The organism is Aliiroseovarius sp. xm-d-517, assembly GCF_013283135.1.
In the GTDB taxonomy this organism is placed as follows: Bacteria; Pseudomonadota; Alphaproteobacteria; order Rhodobacterales; family Rhodobacteraceae; genus Aliiroseovarius; species Aliiroseovarius crassostreae.
Window position 1 is genome coordinate 851,084 of record NZ_WBXT01000001.1, and the last position, 18,834, is coordinate 869,917.

Sequence of the window (18,834 nt, forward strand, 5' to 3'; positions counted from 1 at the left end):
GCGACAACGGATCTGCAACGCGCGAGACAGACCAGATGAAGAGTTTCAATCCCGGCCCGGAACATGCCGCAGAACTGAGGGGTGTTCTCGGGACCTTTCCGACCGGTGTCACGGTTGTGACCACCTCTGCCCCGATCGCAGGGAAGCGGCAGCCCGTCGGCATGACGGTGAACAGTTTCACGTCGGTTTCCCTCGACCCGCCATTGGTGTTGTGGTGTCCCGCGCTTGTCTCGGCCCGCCATGATGTTTTTGTCGCGGCAGAGCATTTCGCCATCCACATTCTTGCCGAAACCCAGCGCGAACTGGCGCAGCATTTTGCCCGCAATGGCGATGATTTCACGCGAGTTCCTCACCAAATCGACGATCATGGTGTCCCGCATCTGGAAGGATGCGTGGCGCGTCTGGATTGTATCACTGAGCGCGTGATGGACGGGGGAGACCATTCGATCATCCTCGGACGGGTGCTGCGCGCCAGTCACGATATGTCTGCCTCCCTTGCCTTTCGAGCAGGCAAGTTCGGAGCCTTCAGAGAGGAGGCCTGACGGCCCCCTGCCGCTCTCCTGCCACTTTGGCGGGGTCTCAGTTCATCAAGATATTGGCCCGCGCGTAACTGCCTGACGCGGTTGCCCCGTCATCATAGGTCAGTGTCACATCCACCTGCTCAACCGAATTGAGCGGGAAATTCAGGAAAGGCAGGCTGTCCGTTGCCTTGATGGCGTTGGGCTGGGCTTCGTCCATATAGCACGGCTCCAGCTCAAAAACCTGCACATCGCCCCCATTCACGGAAAACTGCACCTGCTCCAACCCACACCGCCACGCGAGGAGATGGGTGAAATAAAGCAGGTCCTGCCCATCATATTCCCGCAAAGCCACCCAATTGGCCTGCGTGGCATCAAGGATGGGACGCACTTCTGCGGCGGTGGTGAAAGGCTGCGATACCGCCGGGCTGGCAAGTGCCCCTAACACGGTCATCCCCAATACGGATAATTTCGGAACAAGTCCCATCATGATTACTCCTCACATGCAGGCGAAATCCTGCGCAGACAAAGGCTTGCCTGAGATCCACGCGACATTCACGTGAAAGCGCCCCTATGCGGCGCCTGCTTTCCCACCTATACTGCCCGAAAAGACCAAAGCAGGCAAAGAGCAATGGTAAAATCGGCAAAAAAGCGAGCAAACCCAAAGCGGACCGGCACCGGTGCGCAGAAAAAGGCCCCCTCCAAGGCGCGCGCCCCAAGTGTTTCGGGCGACACTCCCCAAAAGGCTGCTTTCAACATCATGATTGTTGGGCAATCGGGCCGTCTTTCCTATGAGGCATTGCTTTTTGTGGCCTCGTTGCGCCAATCCGATCCGGAGTTTTCCGGCCGCATCTTTGTTGCCGAACCCCAACCCGGCGACGCGTGGCCCGATGATCCGCGCATTCGCCCTTCGGTGCGGGAGGCGCTTGAGGACATGGGGGCAGAAATCCTGCCGTTCCAGAACCACCATTTCGGGGCAAGCTATCCAAATGCCAATAAGATCGAGGCGCTGCTTGAAATGCCCGAAGGCGAGCCTTTCATCTTTTTTGACAGTGACACGGTGGTCACCGGAAAACTGTCTGACATAGATCTGAATTTTGATCGCCCCTCCGCCTCAATGCGGCGGGAAAACACCTGGCCAAAGATAGAGCTTTACGGTCCGGGATATGCCGACACATGGCGTGCGCTTTATGAAAAGTTCGACCTCGACTTCGATGGCTCACTTGATCTTGGCCAGCCGGACGAGCATTGGGAACGCTATATGTATTTCAATGCGGGCTGGTTCTTTGGCGCCTGCCCCCGTCAGTTTGGCGCCCGTTTTCTGAACTATGCGCTGGCAATCCGCGACGATGCGCCCGAGGCGCTGGTCTGCCAAGAGCTGTATCCCTGGCTCGATCAGATTGCCCTGCCCCTTGTGATCTCATCTTTCGGAGGCGGCCGGCCGGGTCCGGAGCTGGCGGGGCTGGACGGCGATATCACCTGCCACTGGCGGGTTCTGCCGCTTGCTTATGCGCGCGAAAGTGACCGGGTGATCGAGGTCATCGAAACGGCCTCGGCGCCGAACAGGGTCAAGAAGGTGCTGAAAGAATATGAACCGATGTTGCGCATGATTTTTCAGGGGCGTGGCCAAAAGGTGCGCGCCATGTTTGACCGCAATGACCTTCCCCGGCGCGAACAGATCCTTCGCAACAAGATCAAGCGCGAAGGGTTCTGGCTGCGCTGAACGCCCCAAATCTTCGCCAGCGGAAAATCAGCTGGCAAAGACTTGAGAAAGATCCCGGAACCCTTTGACCTCAATGGGATTTCCGGATGGGTCGTGAAAGAACATGGTCCATTGCTCTCCCGGCTCACCTTCGAACCTCACAGTGGGGGCAATCACCCATTCCACCCCGGCTGCCTCCAACCGGTCGGCCAGCGCGCGCCAGTCCTCATAAGGCAACACGACGCCGAAATGCGGCATCGCCACCATATGTACGCCAACTTTCCCGCTCTTCGTCGTCGAAAAAGGGGGGCCCAGATGCAGGCTCAACTGGTGCCCGAAAAAGCTGAAATCCACCCAGCTGTCGGTCGACCTGCCCTCATCGCAGCCTAGAATGTCCCGATAAAATCTGCGGGTTTGATCCAGATCCGTTACGTGGATGGCAAGATGAAAAGGTGTCAGCATATCCGGTCCTTCTGAGAGAATGCATCCCCCGACAGGTCCATCATCCGGGGAATACAATGACATTGTCCCTAAAGCGTTCCGGGATCAACTTGAAGCACAGGGTTGTTCCGAAACGCCCATCCTACGCGGCAAACTTGCCCCGTCGTCACCTGCACCTGCAATATTTTGTTACAAACCCCGCCTCACCACGAAACGACATCCCAAAAAGCATGCCATTTACGGAATATTTTTTCGCGCTTTGAAAATGCTGCAAATCCCCTCCCCTTTCCAATGGCGGGTGCACCCTGTTATTGAAGCGGTTTCGTCTTTCGCCTAGCCTGCCGGCAACGAGTTTAGGGAGACAGACATGACCGAAGAACGTCAATTGGGTTTTGACACGCTGCAAATTCACGCCGGAACCGCTCCGGATCCGGCAACAGGCGCCCGTCAGGTTCCGATTTACCAGACCACCGCCTATGTATTCAAAGACGCCGAACACGCCGCGCGCCTCTTCAACCTTGAAGAAGTCGGCTATATCTACTCGCGCCTGACCAACCCGACCGTGGGGGCGCTGCAAAACCGGATTGCCGAACTCGAAGGCGGCGCGGGCGCTGTCTGCTGCTCTTCTGGTCACGCGGCCCAGATCATGGCGCTGTTTCCGCTGATGGGACCGGGGCTGAACATCGTGGCCTCGAACAAGCTTTATGGCGGCACAGTCACCCAGTTCACCCAGACGTTCAAACGGTTCGGCTGGGAAGCCAAGCTGGTGAACTTTGATGATCCGGCCGCCGTGGAAGCCGCGATTGACGACAACACCCGCGCGCTTTTCTGCGAAACCCTTGCCAACCCGGCGGGCGTGCCCACCGACATTCCGGCCATGGCCGATATTGCCAACAAGGCCGGCATTCCGTTGATTGTTGACAACACCTCAGCCACCCCCTACCTGGTGCGCCCGATCGAGCTTGGCGCCACCATTGTTGTGCATTCCACCACCAAATACCTGACCGGCAATGGCACCGTGACCGGCGGGGCAATTGTCGACAGCGGCAAGTTCGACTGGATGCAAAACGACAAGTTCCCGTCGCTCAGCCAGCCGGAACCGGCCTATCACGGGCTGTGTTTCGGTCAGGCGCTTGGCCCGATGGCCTATACGTTCCACGGCATCGCCATTGGCCTGCGCGACCTCGGCATGACGATGAACCCACAGGCCGCGCATTACACGCTGATGGGGATCGAAACCCTGTCGCTGCGGATGGAAAAACATCTGGCCAATGCGCGCAAAGTGGCAGAATGGCTGGAAGCGGATGACCGGATCGACGGCGTGACCTGGGCCAGCCTCGACAGTTCACCCTATAAGGCGCTGGCCGATCGGATCAGCCCGAAAGGCGCCGGTGCATTGTTCACCGTGGCGGTCAAGGGCGGATATGATGCCTGCACCCAGCTGGTCGACAGCCTGAGACTGTTCAGCCATGTGGCCAATCTTGGCGACACCCGCTCGCTGATCATCCACTCGGCCTCGACCACCCACCGTCAGCTGAGCGAAGAGCAGCAGGTGATGGCGGGTGCGGCCCCCAATGTGGTGCGCCTGTCCATTGGAACCGAGGATGCCGATGACATCATCGCCGACCTTGATCAGGCGCTGGACACCGCCTGCTCCTAAAGCGTATCGGGATAAACTTGATACACTTTAAGATCTTACCGACAAAAAGGAAGAGCCGCCCCATCAGGCGGCTCTTTTTATTTACAACGCCTTACAGAGCGTTATTAATTTTCAACGCCCAGAGAAAATTCCATCAGAACCTGCGCTGAGATTTCGATTTCCCCTGCCGCAATCGGCATCTTCCCGTCTGCCTCCATCGACATGCGCGCCATACCGAACTGGGGCGACGGAGAGGCGCCCCCTTCGCTGATCCGCAGCACCGGCCCAAGCGATACTCCCGCGGCCTCAGCCAACAGATTGGCCTTGTGAACCGCGTCTTTGACCGCCGCGGCACGGGCCTGATCCTCGGCAGCCTGCCGGTCGCTCAGATCAAAACTCAATCCTTCGAACTGGTTGGCCCCGGCACGCATCACCTGGTCGAGAACCGGTCCCAGATCTGTGAGGTCGCGCACGACAATTGTCAGCGTCGATATGGCCTCGAACCCGACCTGTCGAGGGGAGGTATTACCAGAATACTCCATCATGGGCGAAAGACGCAGCTGGGTGGTTTGCATATCCTTTTCGGCAATGCCCGCCTTGCGCAGGTTTTCCAAAACCGAGGACATCGCCACGGCAACCTGACCGCTGGCCTCTGCCGCCTCTTTTGCCTGCTGACGCACCCCCAGACGGATCCGCGCGAGATCGGGCGCAACCGACACCGTGCCATGCCCGCTGACCTGCACCTTTGGCAATGGGTCTGTATCCGCCTGCGCCGCACCTGCCATGCAGAGCGCAATCCCAAAAACAGCAAGTAATTTCTTCATGTTACTCTCCTATCTCACGCCAGCTTGCGCCATTTCCCGCCTTGTTCAATCAATTGCACCCTCCCACTCTTTCCATGGGCAATTTCCTGCTGTAGTTTCGGCTTGGCAGGCGGTTATTGGACCTAAATTGCAAGCGGGTATTGGGCTGGCTGGGTCCACTCGTGTTTTGGCAAATGCCACAGGATCAGAAAGACGCAATAGCTGCGGTGACGTACGCATGGAACGACGCCGGAGATGCGACAAGGGAAAAGAACACCGGTATGACGCCAGGATTTGCGCTTGATCTCACCCATGAGGGAATCGCCCTGATGCACCGCGGAAAGGGCGGCTGGTCCCTTGTTGGCGAAGTTAAGCTGGATGCAGCGGACCTGCCTGCGCAACTGGGCATGATGCGCCAACGGGCCGTGGATCTGAACACCGGTGGATTTGCCACCTCGCTGATCATCCCTCCTTCTCAGCTGCTGTTCACAACCATGACTGCCCCCGGCCCCGACGACATCACCCGCGAGGCCCGCATCCGTGAAGGGTTGGAAGGGCTAACCCCCTACCCGGTCGATGAGCTGGTGTTTGACTGGTATGCCGATGGCGACATGGCCCATGTGGCGGTTGTGGTTCGCGAAACCCTGAAGGAAGCGGAAAGCTTTGCCGTGGAAAATCGGCTGAACCCGGTTGCTTTCATGGCACGCCCGCATGGCAGCTATGAAAGGGTGGCCGGTTTCGGCAAAACGGTCTGCGCGGCGGAACACCTGCCGGAAGGGGCCACGGTGGACCTTGACGAGCTTGCCCCTCCAATCCTGATGGGCACCGGCACATCCCTTTCCTCTTTGGACACGCCTGCTTTGGACGCGACCCAGACGGGCACGCCGGAGGTGAGTGCCAACGCCCCTCTGGCAGAGCCTGAAGAGGACGCGTCGACACAGGATGGCGAAAAGCAGGATGATGCCACCCCGACGGCAGATACCGCCCCTGTTCTGGCGCCTTTTCCCCCCGACTTTGTTCCCGAAGAAAAAAGTGGTTCCAAACAGCCTCACAAGGATGCTGGCAAACCCGGCGACCAGAGCCTTGCTGGGCAGAATACTGAACAGAACACGGACACGCAGGGCAGTGACAAGCGCCCGGACGCACCGACCTCGGCTCCCCGCTCCGATATGGCTCCACCTTCCGCCCTTGGCAGCACCTCCAAGCCCCCCTCTTCGGACACGGACAACAAAACATCTGCAGCAACATCCGACACCCCCGCATTCGCAAGCCAGCGTAGTGGTCAGGATGCACAGGCGGCTGGAAAGACCGACCCCACGGTTCCAACAAAAACCGTTGCGACCCGACTTCACATCACCCCCCCTGCAGCCCCCACACATCGGCCGCAAGAAGTGCATGTGCCCGTGACAGCCCCCTCGCTGGAGGGTGCGGAAAACAAGACAATCACTCCCCCGGCTGAGGGCACCCTGACGCCGCAGAAAACCGACAACACCGCACGGCCACACAGGGCGAAAGCTGCCAAGAAACCTGGAAAACCGGCGCCAGAAGGCTCCCCTTCTGTCAACAAAGACAGGGCGGACAAGCCCCCTGTCGCAGCACCAGCTCAACCGGCAAAGCAGAAACAGCCCGCTCAGAAAACCAGCCCAGGCGCCACCGCAACTCAGTCAAGTATGGCTGTCGCGCCGCCACCCGGAGCAATGTCAGGCGCCCCCAAAGCCCCGCAGCCCGGCAAAGCCCACCGGTCCCCTTCTGAGACCGACGCGATGACGGTCTTTGGTGCGCGCCGCAGTGACACGCCTGCGGGGCGGCGCAAATATCTCGGGCTGATTTTGGTGCTCGGTTTGCTCCTGATGATGGCCATTCTGGCCGTATGGTCGATGTTCTTTCTATCGGATCAGGCCAGCGAACTGTTCCCCGACCAGCCTGACCAGTTTGAAAGTGCGATCACAACCGGACCAGACAGCATTGACGCGGCAGAGCTGGAGGCCGAGCCGGAAGCGGCGGAAGATCTGGACGTCACAGATGCTGCGGCGCCTGAAGGGTTTGAACAGCTCTCTCAGGAAGTCGCAGCAACACGTTACGCGGCCACGGGCATCTGGGAACGCGCCCCCGATGCCATCACCGGTCCGCCTGCCGGGGCCATTGACGACCTTTATGTTGCCTCGATTGACCCGGAAGGTCTTGCCCATGATGCGGTCGCTTTGCCCGACATTCCTCTTCAGACCTTGACCTCGGGGACGCAGACCGGTGGCAGCCATCTTGCCCCACCCCCAAAAGGGACCAAATTTGACCTGGATGAGAACGGTTTTGTGCGCCCAACGGCCGAAGGCAGCCTGACGCGTGACGGGGTTATGGTTTTTGCGGGGCTTCCCCCCCGAGTGCCGCCAATTAGGCCGGACGGGCTTTTTGAGGAAACCAGCCTGCCTGCCCCCGTTTCGGCGGATCCCGCCCTGGCGGGCAAACGCCCACAGCTCCGTCCTGAGGGGGTGGTTTTGACTGAAGAGGAACGGTTGTTTGCAGGCCGTACCCGTCAGGAACTGGCCACACCAGCACCGACCCTTCGCCCAGCCGGGCTGATTTCTCAGGGGCAGGCTGTCGCTCAGGCTGAGAGCATCGCAAATGCTGTGGAAAACGCAGCCCAGGCCGCATTTGTCAGCCCGACGGAACAGGCCATCACCAGATCGCTCCTCCCCCGCCCGCGCCCCGGTCGCTTTGATAAAATCGTCTCCTCTGCGCCTCCGGTCGCGGATGCATCAGACGGATCGGTGGTCATTGCGGCAACTCCGCCCAATCAGGTTGTCACCCCTGCCCTGCCGACCCGCGCATCTGTGGCCAAACAGGCCACGATGAAAAATGCGATCCCGCTGCGCAAGGTTGCGTTGATTGGCATCTATGGAAGTGCTGCAAAGCGCCAGGCATTGGTGCGATTGTCCAACGGTCGTTATGTCAAAGTTGGCGTGGGAGATCGTCTGGATGGCGGACGGGTGGTGTCGATCTCTGAAGGGCAGCTTGTCTACAAAAAGGGGTCCCGGACCAACACACTGAAAATTCTTCCCTTCAGCTGACCTTGACACTTGCAGACACTCCGCACCATCTTGCAATTTCTTGCGTGATCCACCTGCACGAACTATGTTTTGTGAAAAATTTCTGCAGGAAATGCTTATGGATCACCTAGATGCCCGCCTCTTGTCGGCACTCCAGAGAAATGCCCATCTCACCGCCCAGGAACTGGGGGAAATCCTGCACCTGTCACCCAGTCAGGCAGGGCGCCGCAGACAACGTCTGGAAGAACTTGGTATCGTCAAAGGATATACGGTGCGTCTGGATCCGCTGGAGCTGGGCCTGTCTGTGCAGAGTTTTATTCAGGTAGAAATGTCGAGCCACACGCCAGAAGCGGCACAAGCTTTTTCACGCATGATCGAAACCCATCCAGAGGTGGTTTCGGCCTGGACCCTGACCGGGGCGGCGGACTATCTGCTGCGGGTCTATTGCGCGAACTTGGCTGCGCTCAATCACCTGATCCATGATGTTCTGTTGCCACATCCTTCAGTCGCGCGTGTCCAAAGCCAAATCGTGATGAACCAGTTGAAATCAGACGCCCCTTTGCCCGTGTCTCCGGACATTTAAGCGACGTTCTGGCAGATTTTTGTCCAGTGTTAACCAAGCGGGAAGGTCTGCCACATAGACTCCAGAGCAGCCATTTCTTACTCTGGATGTCTAACCGTGACCATGATTGAGCGCCGCAAGGATTTTCGCCCTGAAACAGGCGAGGCTCCATTTCATCTGAATGAAATTTTCTTCTCACGAACCGATGAGCGTGGGATCATTCGCTCAGGCAATGACATTTTCAAACGCGTGGCACATTATGAATGGCCAGAAATAATCGGCCATCCACACAACATCATTCGCCACCCGGACATGCCCAAGGGCGTCTTCTGGCTGATCTGGGATGAGCTGAAAAAAGGCAATCCGATCAGCGGTTATGTCAAGAACCGATCTAAAGACGGGCTGCATTACTGGGTTTTCGCCGCGATGCTTCCCTTCGGCAACGGGTATCTGTCTGCGCGGATCAAACCGTCCTGCGGCAAGCTTAAGCTGATCGAAAACCTATATTCCGAAGTGCTGCAAACGGAACAAAATACATCCATCACGCCGCAGGACAGCGCCACGCTGCTGCTCGAAAAACTCGCGGAACATGGCTATGCAAGCTACAAGCAATTCATGGCCCAGAGCTTGGTCGAGGAAATGATTTCGCGAGATAAGAAACTGGAATATCCCCGCGACCGCACCATTCATAATTTCCAACAAATGCACCAGCTTTCTGGGGAATTGCTTCAACAGACACAACAGCTCATTCAGCAATTTGAAGCGATGCGGACCGTTCCCCATAATCTGCGTGTAATCGCCTCGCGGCTGGAACCCACCGGAGGGCCTGTTTCGACCCTCTCGCAAAACTATGGCATCATGTCACGGGAAATGTCGCAATGGTTTGAAACACATGTTTTGGGGGAGAACAGCAACTTTTCAACCATTCGCGGAGCGGTGGAAAGCGCGATGACCATGTCGGGCATGGCAAAACTCTTGAAAGAATGCGCAGCGCAATTGCACAAGGAACGCCGCAGCATGGGGGAAAATGTGTCAATCACCAATGAACGCCGTTACATGGACGAAATTTCTGCGCGATATGTCCAGAAATGTGACACCTGCTTTCACGAGGTGAAACACGAAGCCGAGCGCATCACCAAGGCCTGCGCCATCATGAACCGTCACGTTCTGGGCCTGTCGACGACGCGCGTCATGTGTAAAATAGAAAGCGCCCGCCGGCCTGACGCCGGGGACGCTCTCGATGACATCATCTCTCAACTGATGACATTCCAAAACCGGATCAAGCACCAGCTGGACAGCATTGCAACGCTCGGAGAAGATATTTCGCAACTGCGTGTCTGACACCATATTCGAGTGACAAAACCGGGTTGCGAGGCCCCTTACCCGTCCGAGACACCTGCTTCGGCAAAGGTCGCCATCCCGGAATGGCAGGCAATCGCGCCTTTCAGGACACCAATGGCAAGCGCCGCACCGGAGCCTTCCCCCAGGCGCATCCCAAGCGACAACAGCGGGGCTTTGCCGATATGCGTCAAAACACGCTCATGCGCGGCTTCTGCAGAAACATGCCCTGCCACAGCGTGATCCAATGCCCCCGGCACCACTGCCGACAGACAGGCCGCAGCAGCCGAACAGATAAAGCCATCAAGAATGACCGGAATACCCTCAACCCGCGCACGCGCAATTGCACCTGCCATGGCAGCAATTTCACGCCCGCCCAGACAGCGAAGGGCTTCCAGACCATCTTCCGAAGCTTGCGGATTTGCCGCCAGACCTTCTGCAACCACGCGGGTTTTCAGATCAATTCCCGCATCATCCACCCCCGTGCCACGCCCGGTCCAATCGCCGGGGGCTCCGCCAAACAAAGCATGCGCAATGGCAGCGGCCGAGGTGGTATTTCCGATGCCCATTTCCCCGGTCACCAGAAGATCACATGCGGGATCAACCGCCTCCCAGCCCGCATTCAGCGCCGCAACGACCTCGTCTTCGCTCATGGCGGGGCCCTGCGTGAAATCGGCAGTGGGTTTATCCAGCGACAGGGCATGCACATCCATTTTTGCCCCAAAAGCTTTCGACAACTGATTGATCGCCGCCCCACCATGCTGGAAATTCAGAACCATCTGTTCGGTCACTTCCGCCGGGAATGCAGAAACACCCCGGGCGGTCACACCATGGTTTCCGGCAAAGACAATCACCTGCGGCGCCTCAAGCGCCGGTCGCCCGTTGCCGCGCCAGCTTGCATACCAGATAGCGAGGTCTTCCAGACGACCAAGCGCGCCCGGTGGCTTTGTCAGCTGTCCATTGCGGTCCTGGGCTGCGGCTTCGGCGGCGGTGTCTGCCCCGCGTGCCCCATCCAAAAGCGCCTTAAACTCCGCAAGTGTGGAAAATGACTTGTCTGACATGGTCCGATCCCCGATTGATTCCTCGCTCTCTCCTCTTTACCGAGGAGAGGTGGAACGAACCAGATCACAAAAGACTTAATATGGCGAAACACGACATGCCCCTTCTTCACCCACAGGACGTGCCCGCCGCCCTTGGGCTGCTCAGCCGGTTACCTGTGCCGGTGAATGGCACCCTGGCCCTTGAGCGCGGGGCGCAAAGCGCATGGGCCTGGCCGCTTGCGGGTCTGCTGATTGCCGCCATCCCCAGTATCGCCGCACTTGCGCTCATTTGGATCGGATTGCCCGCCCCTTTGGCAGCTGTCAGTTTTCTGACGGTCCAGATCCTGATCACCGGCGCGCTTCATGAGGATGGGCTGGCCGATTGTGCGGACGGGTTTTGGGGCGGGTATGACCGTGTCAGACGGCTGGAGATTATGAAAGACAGCCGCATTGGCGCCTATGGTGTGATCGCCATTGGACTATCTCTTGCGGCGCGCCTGCTTGCCCTGACTACGATTCTGACAGCGGATCTGGCCGCAGGTTTGGCGGGGCCTTATTCCGCTGCCATCCACCTGATGGCCATCGGCATGATCAGCCGCCTGCCAATGGTGGTGCTCATGCATCTGCTACCCAATGCGCGCGGCGACGGGCTGGCGCAATCGGTTGGCCGCCCCCCCGTTTCGATCGTCTGCATCGCCACCTCCCTCACCCTCGTGCTGGGTTTTGCGCTGCTTGGTATGCAGCTTCTGCCCATTCTGATCTGGACAAGTGCGGCGATGGCTCTGCTGGCTTTGGTCGCCAAGCAAAAAATAGCAGGCCAGACCGGCGACGTTCTGGGGGCTAGTCAACAGATCTCAGAAATAATCGGGCTGTTTGTTGTCGCAAGCCTGCTGACATAAGAAATCCGCCGCCTGCAGGACACAGGCGGCGGATCCAGATACTCACACTGATCGGTCCGGTTTACGCGGCGCGCGAGGTCAGGACATCGCTGACTTTTTTCTGCGCGGCCAGCTCATCACCACCAGCAACTGCAGCCACTTCGCGGGTCAGGCGCTCAAGTGCAGCTTCATACAACTGACGCTCGGAATAGCTCTGTTCACGCTGGTCGTCATTGCGGTGCAGGTCACGCACCACTTCAGCGATGGCAATCAGGTCACCCGAGTTGATCTTCTGTTCATATTCCTGCGCACGGCGCGACCACATGGCGCGCTTGACCCGGGCTTTGCCCTTGAGCGTGTCCATCGCCTTGGTGACTTCCGCATCACTTGCCAGTCCCCGCATGCCCACTTCCGTGGCCTTGTTGGTGGGGACGCGCAGGGTCATTTTGTCTTTTTCAAAGGAAATGACGAACAGCTCCAGCTGAATTCCGGCGATTTCCTGCTCCTCGATCGACAGGATCTTACCAACCCCATGGGCTGGGTAGACCACATAGTCGTTCGGGCGGAAATCATTCGTTTTCTTGCTCATACAAGTCTTCCTTCACAAGTCTGGTCATTTGCACGGTGCCGAAGACGCTCCTCAACAGACGACAAAAACACCGCGGGGGTGCAATCGCGCCCCTCGGCATGGTCATTTGATCGGAACATCCCCCGGACAGAGAGTGGCGCGGCCCATCTGACCATCTGCACCACCCTGATCCTATGTTTGGATCCTGGCTTTCATTGGCGACAGTATATCAAAAAAACAGACCAGACGAAAGAGCAGCCGCGTGCCACCCCGCACCACCCGTTGTAAATCAAAGGATTAAAGGGTTGGTGTCGCGAAATTCGCCCCCGATATCATGACCGGCAGGCGAATCAGATCTTTGGCAGGCTGAGATTACTGCTCGGCAGGTGCTTCCGAAAAATGGGTTTCGAGCTTGTTCTCGACACCATCCAGGTCTTCAGCCTCCGGCAGCGGGTCTTTGCGCTCAACAATCACCGGCCAAAGCTCGGCATATTTACGGTTGAATTCCACCCATTTTTCCGTTCCCGGCTCAGTATCAGCCCGGATCGCATCTGCAGGACATTCCGGTTCACACACGCCACAGTCGATGCATTCATCCGGATGGATGACCAGCATGTTTTCACCCTCATAGAAACAATCCACGGGGCAGACTTCGACGCAGTCGGTGTATTTGCAGGCGATACAGTTGTCTTGAACAACGTAAGTCATGATGCATCCTCAAACCTTTGGCTGTGCCCCACTTATTTGAAGGCGCCGGATCAATCAAGCGGGGGCTGCCCGCTTTTCATCAAGTTGCGACGATCTTTCTTCGTTGGGCGCCCTTTTCCGTCAAATTTTGGCGCAGCCCCCATATTTGGAGGAAAGTCGTTTTCCCCCTGTGGCGGGCTCAGATCCTCATACAGGGTCTGAGCCTCAGACGCCGGACCACGCCGCACGGATAGCAGGGAAATTCTGACCACGCGCACAAGGCGCGCCTGCGGGAATGTCAAAACGTCGCCCGGGCCAATCTGGAACGCAGGTTTGGAGATCTTCTCTCCATTCACCCGCAGATGCCCCGCCGCGATCAGCTCGGTGGCCAAACCGCGGGTTTTGAAGAACCGCGCATGCCACAGCCATTTGTCGGCCCGCATCCGGGCAGACACGCCGCCCGGAGGAGTTTCTTCACTGGGCGTTGCCGCCACTTACACTTAACCTTTGTCCTTGAGCGCCAGAAGCGCCGCGAACGGATTGTCCGGATCAACCTTCTTGTCGCGGTTCGACGGCCCGGTTGTGTAGGTCTTGGGTTTATTGTCGCGTTGGGGTTTACCCCCTTTGCCCCGACGATCGCCCTGCGGTTTGCCCCGCGGCTTACCGCCATCACGACCACCTTCACGGCGTTTGCCACCCTGGGCTTTGCGATCCCCTTGCCGCTCACCGCTGTCGCGGCGACCACCTTGGTTGCGCGCGCCCTGACGGCGGTTGAACCCGCCCCAGGTGAACGTAAAGAACGTTTCCATCTCAGCCACGTCTGCCGCAGCCTCTTCGCCTGGCGTTTCTGAGGGGGTTTCTTCCGGGGCATCCACCGGAATTTCCGCAGGGGCGTCCGCAGGCGCCTCTGCCGGCGTTTCTGACGGTTGTTCCACCGGTGGTTCCCCAGGCGTTTCCTTCGGATCCGCACCAGCTTCGGCTTCTGCCTCAGCCTTCACTTTCACCCGCTCACCTTTTTCGGCCTTGTAGCCCAGCCCCTGCATCAGGTCCGCAAACTGCTCCAAGGTCATGCCGGTAATCGACAGCATATCCGCCTTGGCTTCAAAACCGCTGCGGCTATCCTCAACACGCAGCTGGTCGGCCAGGCGTTCCAGCATATCAATGCGAATCGCACGCGCACCTGCGGGACGATACCCGGACAGAAGATAGGCCGACGGGTCCACTGCCTCGATCACCGGGATGGTAACGAGGCCGGGGGGCGGCGCTTCGGGGAATTCCTGCAGATTTTGCCACAGCGAATGCAGCACCAGACGCAGCCGGGTCGGTGCCGGTTTCAGCAAAAGCGGCATGAAAATGGTGAACTGACCAAAGCGGATGCCATGTTTGCGCAATGCCCCACGGGCGTCCTGATCAAGATCCTTGACCTCCCCCGCGACCTTGTCGCGCGGGATAATGCCCAGCTCTTCGACCATGCGGAAGGCAAAGCCACGGGCAAGACCGGACAGGGTTTCATCTTTCTGCATCGCCAAAAGCGGCTCAAACAACGCGGCCACTTTCCGGTCGATGAAGTGCTGCAAACGGCGTGCGACTTTTTCAGCCACATCCGCCCCGGCTTCTTCATCCACAAATGCCTCGACACGGGGTTTCAGAACATCGTCACCTTTGACGAGTTTCCCGACCGCGTATTCCCCCCACATCAGGCCACCTTGCTCGGTGAAATCCATTTCCGTATCGGGGGCATTATAGAATCGGTCTGCCCGCAGATGGAATTCCGGTGCCAGCGCCTGAAGGCTGGCCGCACGCAGTGTTTTTGCCTCTTCGGGGGATTGCGAGGCATCCTGGCTAAACCGGAACCCTTCCAGACGGCCAACAAACTGGCCTTCTACCGTCACTTCACCCTTGTCATTCACGTCAGCCACGAGGCTCTCCTTCTGCTTCAACCGGCGCAGAAGCACAGAGGTGCGCCGGTCAACAAATCTTTGGGTCAGCGCATTATGCAATGCGTCCGACAATCGGTCTTCTACAGCACGGGTGGCCCCGCGCCAATGGGCAACATCACGTAACCAGTCGCGGCGTTGCGCCACATATGTCCAGGTGCGAATAAACGCCAACCGTTTCGACAATGTGTCAATATCGCCATCGGTGCGGTCGATGCGTTTCACCTGTCGCGCGAACCAGTCTTCGCGAATCTCTGCGTGCTGGTGCAGATCCTTAAACAGGCTGGTGACGAGGCTGGCATGTTCACCATGGCTGATGCCGCGGAAATCCGGCAGGCGACAGACCTCCCACAAAAGCTGGGTTGAGGCACCATCGGTGGCACGGGCAGACACTTCTTCGTCGGCAGATACCAGTTTCAGCGCAATGAGGTCATCGGCGTCTCGGGCGCGGGTCAGGTGTTCGTTACCGCTTGGCGCCTCAAGCGACCGGATCAGCGCCTCGGGGGTGCCCATCTGCAGATCGCCATTGCGCCACATCAGTTTTTTCTGCGGTGTAAAGCGATGCGACGTAATGGCCTCAACCACCTCTTCCGCCATCGGCGGAGCCTCTCCGGTGACACCGAACGAGCCATGGTTCATATGCCGACCAGCGCGGCCCGCAATCTGAGCAAGCTCATGCGGGAATAACGGGCGCATCCGGCGGCCGTCGAACTTCTCCAGCGCGGAAAACGCCACATGGTCGATATCGAGGTTCAACCCCATCCCGATCGCATCAGTGGCCACCAGGTAGTCCACATCGCCGTTTTGATACATCGCCACCTGGGCGTTGCGGGTGCGCGGGCTGAGCGCGCCCATGACCACCGCAACCCCGCCTTTTTGTCGGCGCATCAATTCCGCAATGGCATAGAGGTTATCAACAGAAAACCCGACAATGGCCGAGCGCCCCGGCATCCGGCTGATCTTTTTCGATCCGCCATAGACCAGTTCGGAAAACCGCTCACGGCGCAGAAATTCGACCTTCGGCACGAGGGCCGCAATCACCCCGCGCATCGTATCCGACCCGAGGAAAAGCGTTTCATGGGTGCCACGCATATGCAGAAGGCGGTCGGTAAAGACATGGCCGCGCTCGGGATCACAGCACAGCTGGATCTCGTCAATGGCCACAAAATCCGCCCCGATGCCCGGTGGCATCGCCTCAACCGTGCAGACCCAATATTGCGCCCGATCCGGCACGATCCGCTCTTCGCCGGTTACCAGCGCCACCACATTTGGCCCGCGCAACCCAACCAGTTTGTCGTAAACTTCGCGTGCCAGCAGACGCAGGGGCAGGCCGATCACACCGGTGCGATAGCTGAGCATCCGCTCAAGCGCGTAATGGGTTTTCCCGGTATTTGTGGGCCCAAGCACCGCAGTGATGCGATTGCCGGCACGGGCTGTATCGGAAACCATCTGTTGGCCTTTTTTGCGGGCTGGTTGCGGGTCAGAGATCAGTTGCCAGCTGTTTGGTCAGCCGGGCCACCGCCTCTTTTACGTCCGGATTTCGCGGATGTATAGCAAGGACTTCGTGGTAGATTTCCAAGGCCCGGTCAGGTTCATCCAGGATTTCCATAACCACGGCAACCCCTTGCAGCGCATCAAAATGACGTGGCTCCAATGCCAGGGTCCGGCGCAGACTGTCCAGCGCGAGCCCATAGCGTTCTGCGCGGAAAAATGCCGTGGCGCGCAAATGCCAGCCCTCGGCAAACTCGGGGGCATGATCGGTCACCGCCCCCAGATGTGAGAATGCTCCCTCAAGATCGCCCGCTTCGATGGCGGATTTGGCCCGCATATAAAGCAGGTCAACCGAGGCAGAGCCACTTTGGGCCCAACGGCTCTGGATCGCCTGTTCCAGCGCCTGCCAGTTGCTGTCATCCGCCTGTTCCAATTGGGCATAAAGGGCATCCAGCGGCACCTCTCTCTGATCTTGCGCCGGAGCACTCACCGGCGTCAGCAGAACCAGTGCGGATATCAGTAAAAAGAGATGACGGAGACGGGACATGACCAAGGCTAGCGCGCATGGAATGACAGGACAATGGGGAAGCATTCCCCCTCCATCAACAAACCTCACATTCCCAAACGTCAGCGAAAAAATGAGTTTACCTCAACGTAAAGTCTAGGTTAGCGTTTCGGTAACACCTATATGACTAAAGCAGTTCGGTATTGACCTGACAAAGGGAAAACCCGAACCGCGGCAAGAGATATCAATGATGTGGGCGTTTCAGAATAAACATGTGTCCCAAGTTTATCCAGAAACGCTTCAGGTAAAGTGACCAATGGAGGATAGCACGTGAGCGACGTGATCACTGCGGCCGTAGCGGCCCTGAGCGAAAAACTGACCGGCGGATTTGACGCTGGCACCGCCAAATTCGAGATTGAAGGCGAAGGTGCCATCATCCTCGACAGCAACGGTGTGCGCGCAGGTGACGATGAGGCGGATGTTACCCTGAAAGCTGATGCCGATGTCTTCGAAGACATTCTGTCCGGGAACCTGAACCCGACCACCGCCTTCATGACCGGCAAGCTGAGCGTGGATGGCAATATGGGGCTGGCGATGCAGCTGGGCAGCGTCCTGAGCTGATCCCCTCTTCCAAGGGCGGCGGATCACGCGATCAATCTGCACAAGAGGCACCATGCTGAACGCACCGCTTTTTCATGATATTGCACAGGGTCCCGATGGCGGGCAGGCCTATTGGCTGACTGCGACGGATGCTGTGCGCCTGCGGGCCGGCCATTGGCCGGCCGCATCCAGCTCAAACCTGCGGGGCAGCGTCCTTCTGTTTCCCGGACGCACCGAATATATTGAAAAATATGGCATTATCGCCAAAGAACTGTCTGAACAGGGATATCATACCCTGACGGTGGATTGGCGTGGACAGGGGCTTGCGGATCGCCCAGAACAGGACCGCATCCTTGGACATGTTGGGGATTTTGCAGAATACCAGCTGGATGTGCAGGCTTTTGTGGATCTGGCCCGGCAACTTGACCTCCCACGCCCTTGGTACCTGATCGGTCATTCCATGGGGGGCTGCATCGGATTGCGGGCCCTATTGAACAATCTTCCTGTTGAGGGGGCCATTTTCTCTGCCCCGATGTGGGGGATTTCCATGGCGCCTGTATTGCGACCAGTGGCGTGGAGCCTGAGCTGGGCCCTGCATATGAGCCCGTTCAAACATATGCTGACCCCCGGCACCCAGCGCGAAACATACCTGTCTCTTGCCCCGTTTGCCGATAACCTGCTGACCACGGATCCAGCGATGTATCGCTATATGAAGGCCCAGGCCGAGGCGCATCCGGAGCTGACATTGGGGGGGCCGACGGCAGGCTGGTTATACGCCGCATTGTCAGAAACCCGCGCCCTGATGTTAACCCCGCCACCAAAGGTCAGAACCGTTACCTTTCTGGGCAGTTGCGAACGGATCGTCCAAGCGTCACCGATCCATGACCATATGCAACGGTGGCAAGACGGCAAACTGGTCATGATCGAGGGGGCGGAACACGAGGTCCTGATGGAAAGCGCGGAAATCCGGCAACGGGTCTATGACAGCTTGTCCTGCCTGTCCGCCCAACGGCCCTCCGTTCCGGAACCGGCACAATAAGATCGCCATGTTCAGCCCGATTTTGCCAGTGACCACTCGGAA

18 protein-coding genes are annotated in these 18,834 nt (G+C 58.4%); 9 read left to right on the forward strand and 9 right to left on the reverse strand.

Annotated features, from left to right (window positions below):
• Positions 1–35 precede the first annotated feature (35 nt).
• Positions 36–542 (forward strand): flavin reductase family protein, encoded by a 507-nt coding sequence (locus tag XMD517_RS04035; protein ID WP_173487013.1) that lies wholly within the window; start codon positions 36–38, stop codon positions 540–542.
• A 37-nt stretch (positions 543–579) separates the two neighbouring features.
• On the opposite strand, the gene XMD517_RS04040 is transcribed toward XMD517_RS04035, so the two are convergent.
• Positions 580–1,008, reverse strand: a complete 429-nt coding sequence (locus tag XMD517_RS04040) for a hypothetical protein (RefSeq protein ID WP_254449755.1) — start codon at positions 1,006–1,008, stop codon at positions 580–582.
• Between the two features lie 270 nt (positions 1,009–1,278).
• Between XMD517_RS04040 and XMD517_RS04045 the strand changes: the two genes are divergently transcribed.
• On the forward strand, positions 1,279–2,241 hold the full coding sequence (locus XMD517_RS04045; RefSeq protein ID WP_173487012.1) for a hypothetical protein: 963 nt from the start codon (positions 1,279–1,281) through the stop codon (positions 2,239–2,241).
• 27 nt (positions 2,242–2,268) lie between these two features.
• On the opposite strand, the gene XMD517_RS04050 is transcribed toward XMD517_RS04045, so the two are convergent.
• On the reverse strand, positions 2,269–2,682 hold the full coding sequence (locus XMD517_RS04050; protein ID WP_173487011.1) for a VOC family protein: 414 nt from the start codon (positions 2,680–2,682) through the stop codon (positions 2,269–2,271).
• 346 nt (positions 2,683–3,028) lie between these two features.
• Between XMD517_RS04050 and XMD517_RS04055 the strand changes: the two genes are divergently transcribed.
• Positions 3,029–4,321, forward strand: coding sequence for an O-acetylhomoserine aminocarboxypropyltransferase/cysteine synthase family protein (locus tag XMD517_RS04055; RefSeq protein WP_173487010.1), 1,293 nt, complete (start codon positions 3,029–3,031; stop codon positions 4,319–4,321).
• A gap of 104 nt (positions 4,322–4,425) precedes the next feature.
• On the opposite strand, the gene XMD517_RS04060 is transcribed toward XMD517_RS04055, so the two are convergent.
• On the reverse strand, positions 4,426–5,124 hold the full coding sequence (locus XMD517_RS04060) for an SIMPL domain-containing protein (RefSeq protein ID WP_173487009.1): 699 nt from the start codon (positions 5,122–5,124) through the stop codon (positions 4,426–4,428).
• 260 nt (positions 5,125–5,384) lie between these two features.
• Here XMD517_RS04060 and XMD517_RS04065 point away from each other — a divergent pair, with 260 nt between their 5' ends.
• From XMD517_RS04065 to XMD517_RS04075, 3 genes are all read left to right on the forward strand, one after another.
• The gene (locus tag XMD517_RS04065; protein ID WP_173488020.1) at positions 5,385–8,168 is read left to right on the forward strand and encodes a hypothetical protein; all 2,784 of its coding nucleotides are present in this window, start codon (positions 5,385–5,387) and stop codon (positions 8,166–8,168) included.
• Positions 8,169–8,259: 91 nt separating this feature from the next.
• Positions 8,260–8,730 (forward strand): Lrp/AsnC family transcriptional regulator, encoded by a 471-nt coding sequence (locus XMD517_RS04070; RefSeq protein ID WP_173487166.1) that lies wholly within the window; start codon positions 8,260–8,262, stop codon positions 8,728–8,730.
• A 102-nt stretch (positions 8,731–8,832) separates the two neighbouring features.
• Positions 8,833–10,050, forward strand: coding sequence for a PAS domain-containing protein (locus XMD517_RS04075; RefSeq protein WP_217360520.1), 1,218 nt, complete (start codon positions 8,833–8,835; stop codon positions 10,048–10,050).
• A 38-nt stretch (positions 10,051–10,088) separates the two neighbouring features.
• On the opposite strand, the gene cobT is transcribed toward XMD517_RS04075, so the two are convergent.
• On the reverse strand, positions 10,089–11,108 hold the full coding sequence (gene cobT, locus XMD517_RS04080; protein ID WP_173487006.1) for a nicotinate-nucleotide--dimethylbenzimidazole phosphoribosyltransferase: 1,020 nt from the start codon (positions 11,106–11,108) through the stop codon (positions 10,089–10,091).
• Between the two features lie 95 nt (positions 11,109–11,203).
• Between cobT and cobS the strand changes: the two genes are divergently transcribed.
• Positions 11,204–11,986: an adenosylcobinamide-GDP ribazoletransferase gene (gene cobS, locus XMD517_RS04085; protein ID WP_254449756.1), complete on the forward strand. Its 783-nt coding sequence runs from the start codon at positions 11,204–11,206 to the stop codon at positions 11,984–11,986.
• A 61-nt stretch (positions 11,987–12,047) separates the two neighbouring features.
• Here cobS and XMD517_RS04090 read toward each other — a convergent pair whose 3' ends face one another.
• From XMD517_RS04090 to XMD517_RS04110, 5 genes are all read right to left on the reverse strand, one after another.
• Positions 12,048–12,554 carry a CarD family transcriptional regulator gene (locus XMD517_RS04090; RefSeq protein WP_055192522.1) on the reverse strand — a complete coding sequence of 169 codons (507 nt, stop codon included), beginning with the start codon at positions 12,552–12,554 and terminating at the stop codon, positions 12,048–12,050.
• Between the two features lie 351 nt (positions 12,555–12,905).
• The gene (fdxA, locus tag XMD517_RS04095) at positions 12,906–13,241 is read right to left on the reverse strand and encodes a ferredoxin FdxA (protein ID WP_173487004.1); all 336 of its coding nucleotides are present in this window, start codon (positions 13,239–13,241) and stop codon (positions 12,906–12,908) included.
• A gap of 50 nt (positions 13,242–13,291) precedes the next feature.
• A complete protein-coding gene (locus tag XMD517_RS04100; protein ID WP_173487165.1) occupies positions 13,292–13,663 on the reverse strand; it encodes an RNA-binding S4 domain-containing protein in 372 nt (123 codons plus the stop codon).
• A 57-nt stretch (positions 13,664–13,720) separates the two neighbouring features.
• Positions 13,721–16,606 (reverse strand): helicase-related protein, encoded by a 2,886-nt coding sequence (locus XMD517_RS04105; protein ID WP_173487003.1) that lies wholly within the window; start codon positions 16,604–16,606, stop codon positions 13,721–13,723.
• A gap of 31 nt (positions 16,607–16,637) precedes the next feature.
• Positions 16,638–17,195: a tetratricopeptide repeat protein gene (locus XMD517_RS04110; protein WP_173487002.1), complete on the reverse strand. Its 558-nt coding sequence runs from the start codon at positions 17,193–17,195 to the stop codon at positions 16,638–16,640.
• A 288-nt stretch (positions 17,196–17,483) separates the two neighbouring features.
• Between XMD517_RS04110 and XMD517_RS04115 the strand changes: the two genes are divergently transcribed.
• Together XMD517_RS04115 and XMD517_RS04120 are read left to right on the forward strand one after the other, a co-directional pair.
• On the forward strand, positions 17,484–17,774 hold the full coding sequence (locus tag XMD517_RS04115) for an SCP2 sterol-binding domain-containing protein (RefSeq protein WP_173487001.1): 291 nt from the start codon (positions 17,484–17,486) through the stop codon (positions 17,772–17,774).
• A gap of 52 nt (positions 17,775–17,826) precedes the next feature.
• Positions 17,827–18,792: an alpha/beta fold hydrolase gene (locus tag XMD517_RS04120; RefSeq protein ID WP_173487000.1), complete on the forward strand. Its 966-nt coding sequence runs from the start codon at positions 17,827–17,829 to the stop codon at positions 18,790–18,792.
• The last annotated feature ends 42 nt before the right edge of the window (positions 18,793–18,834 follow it).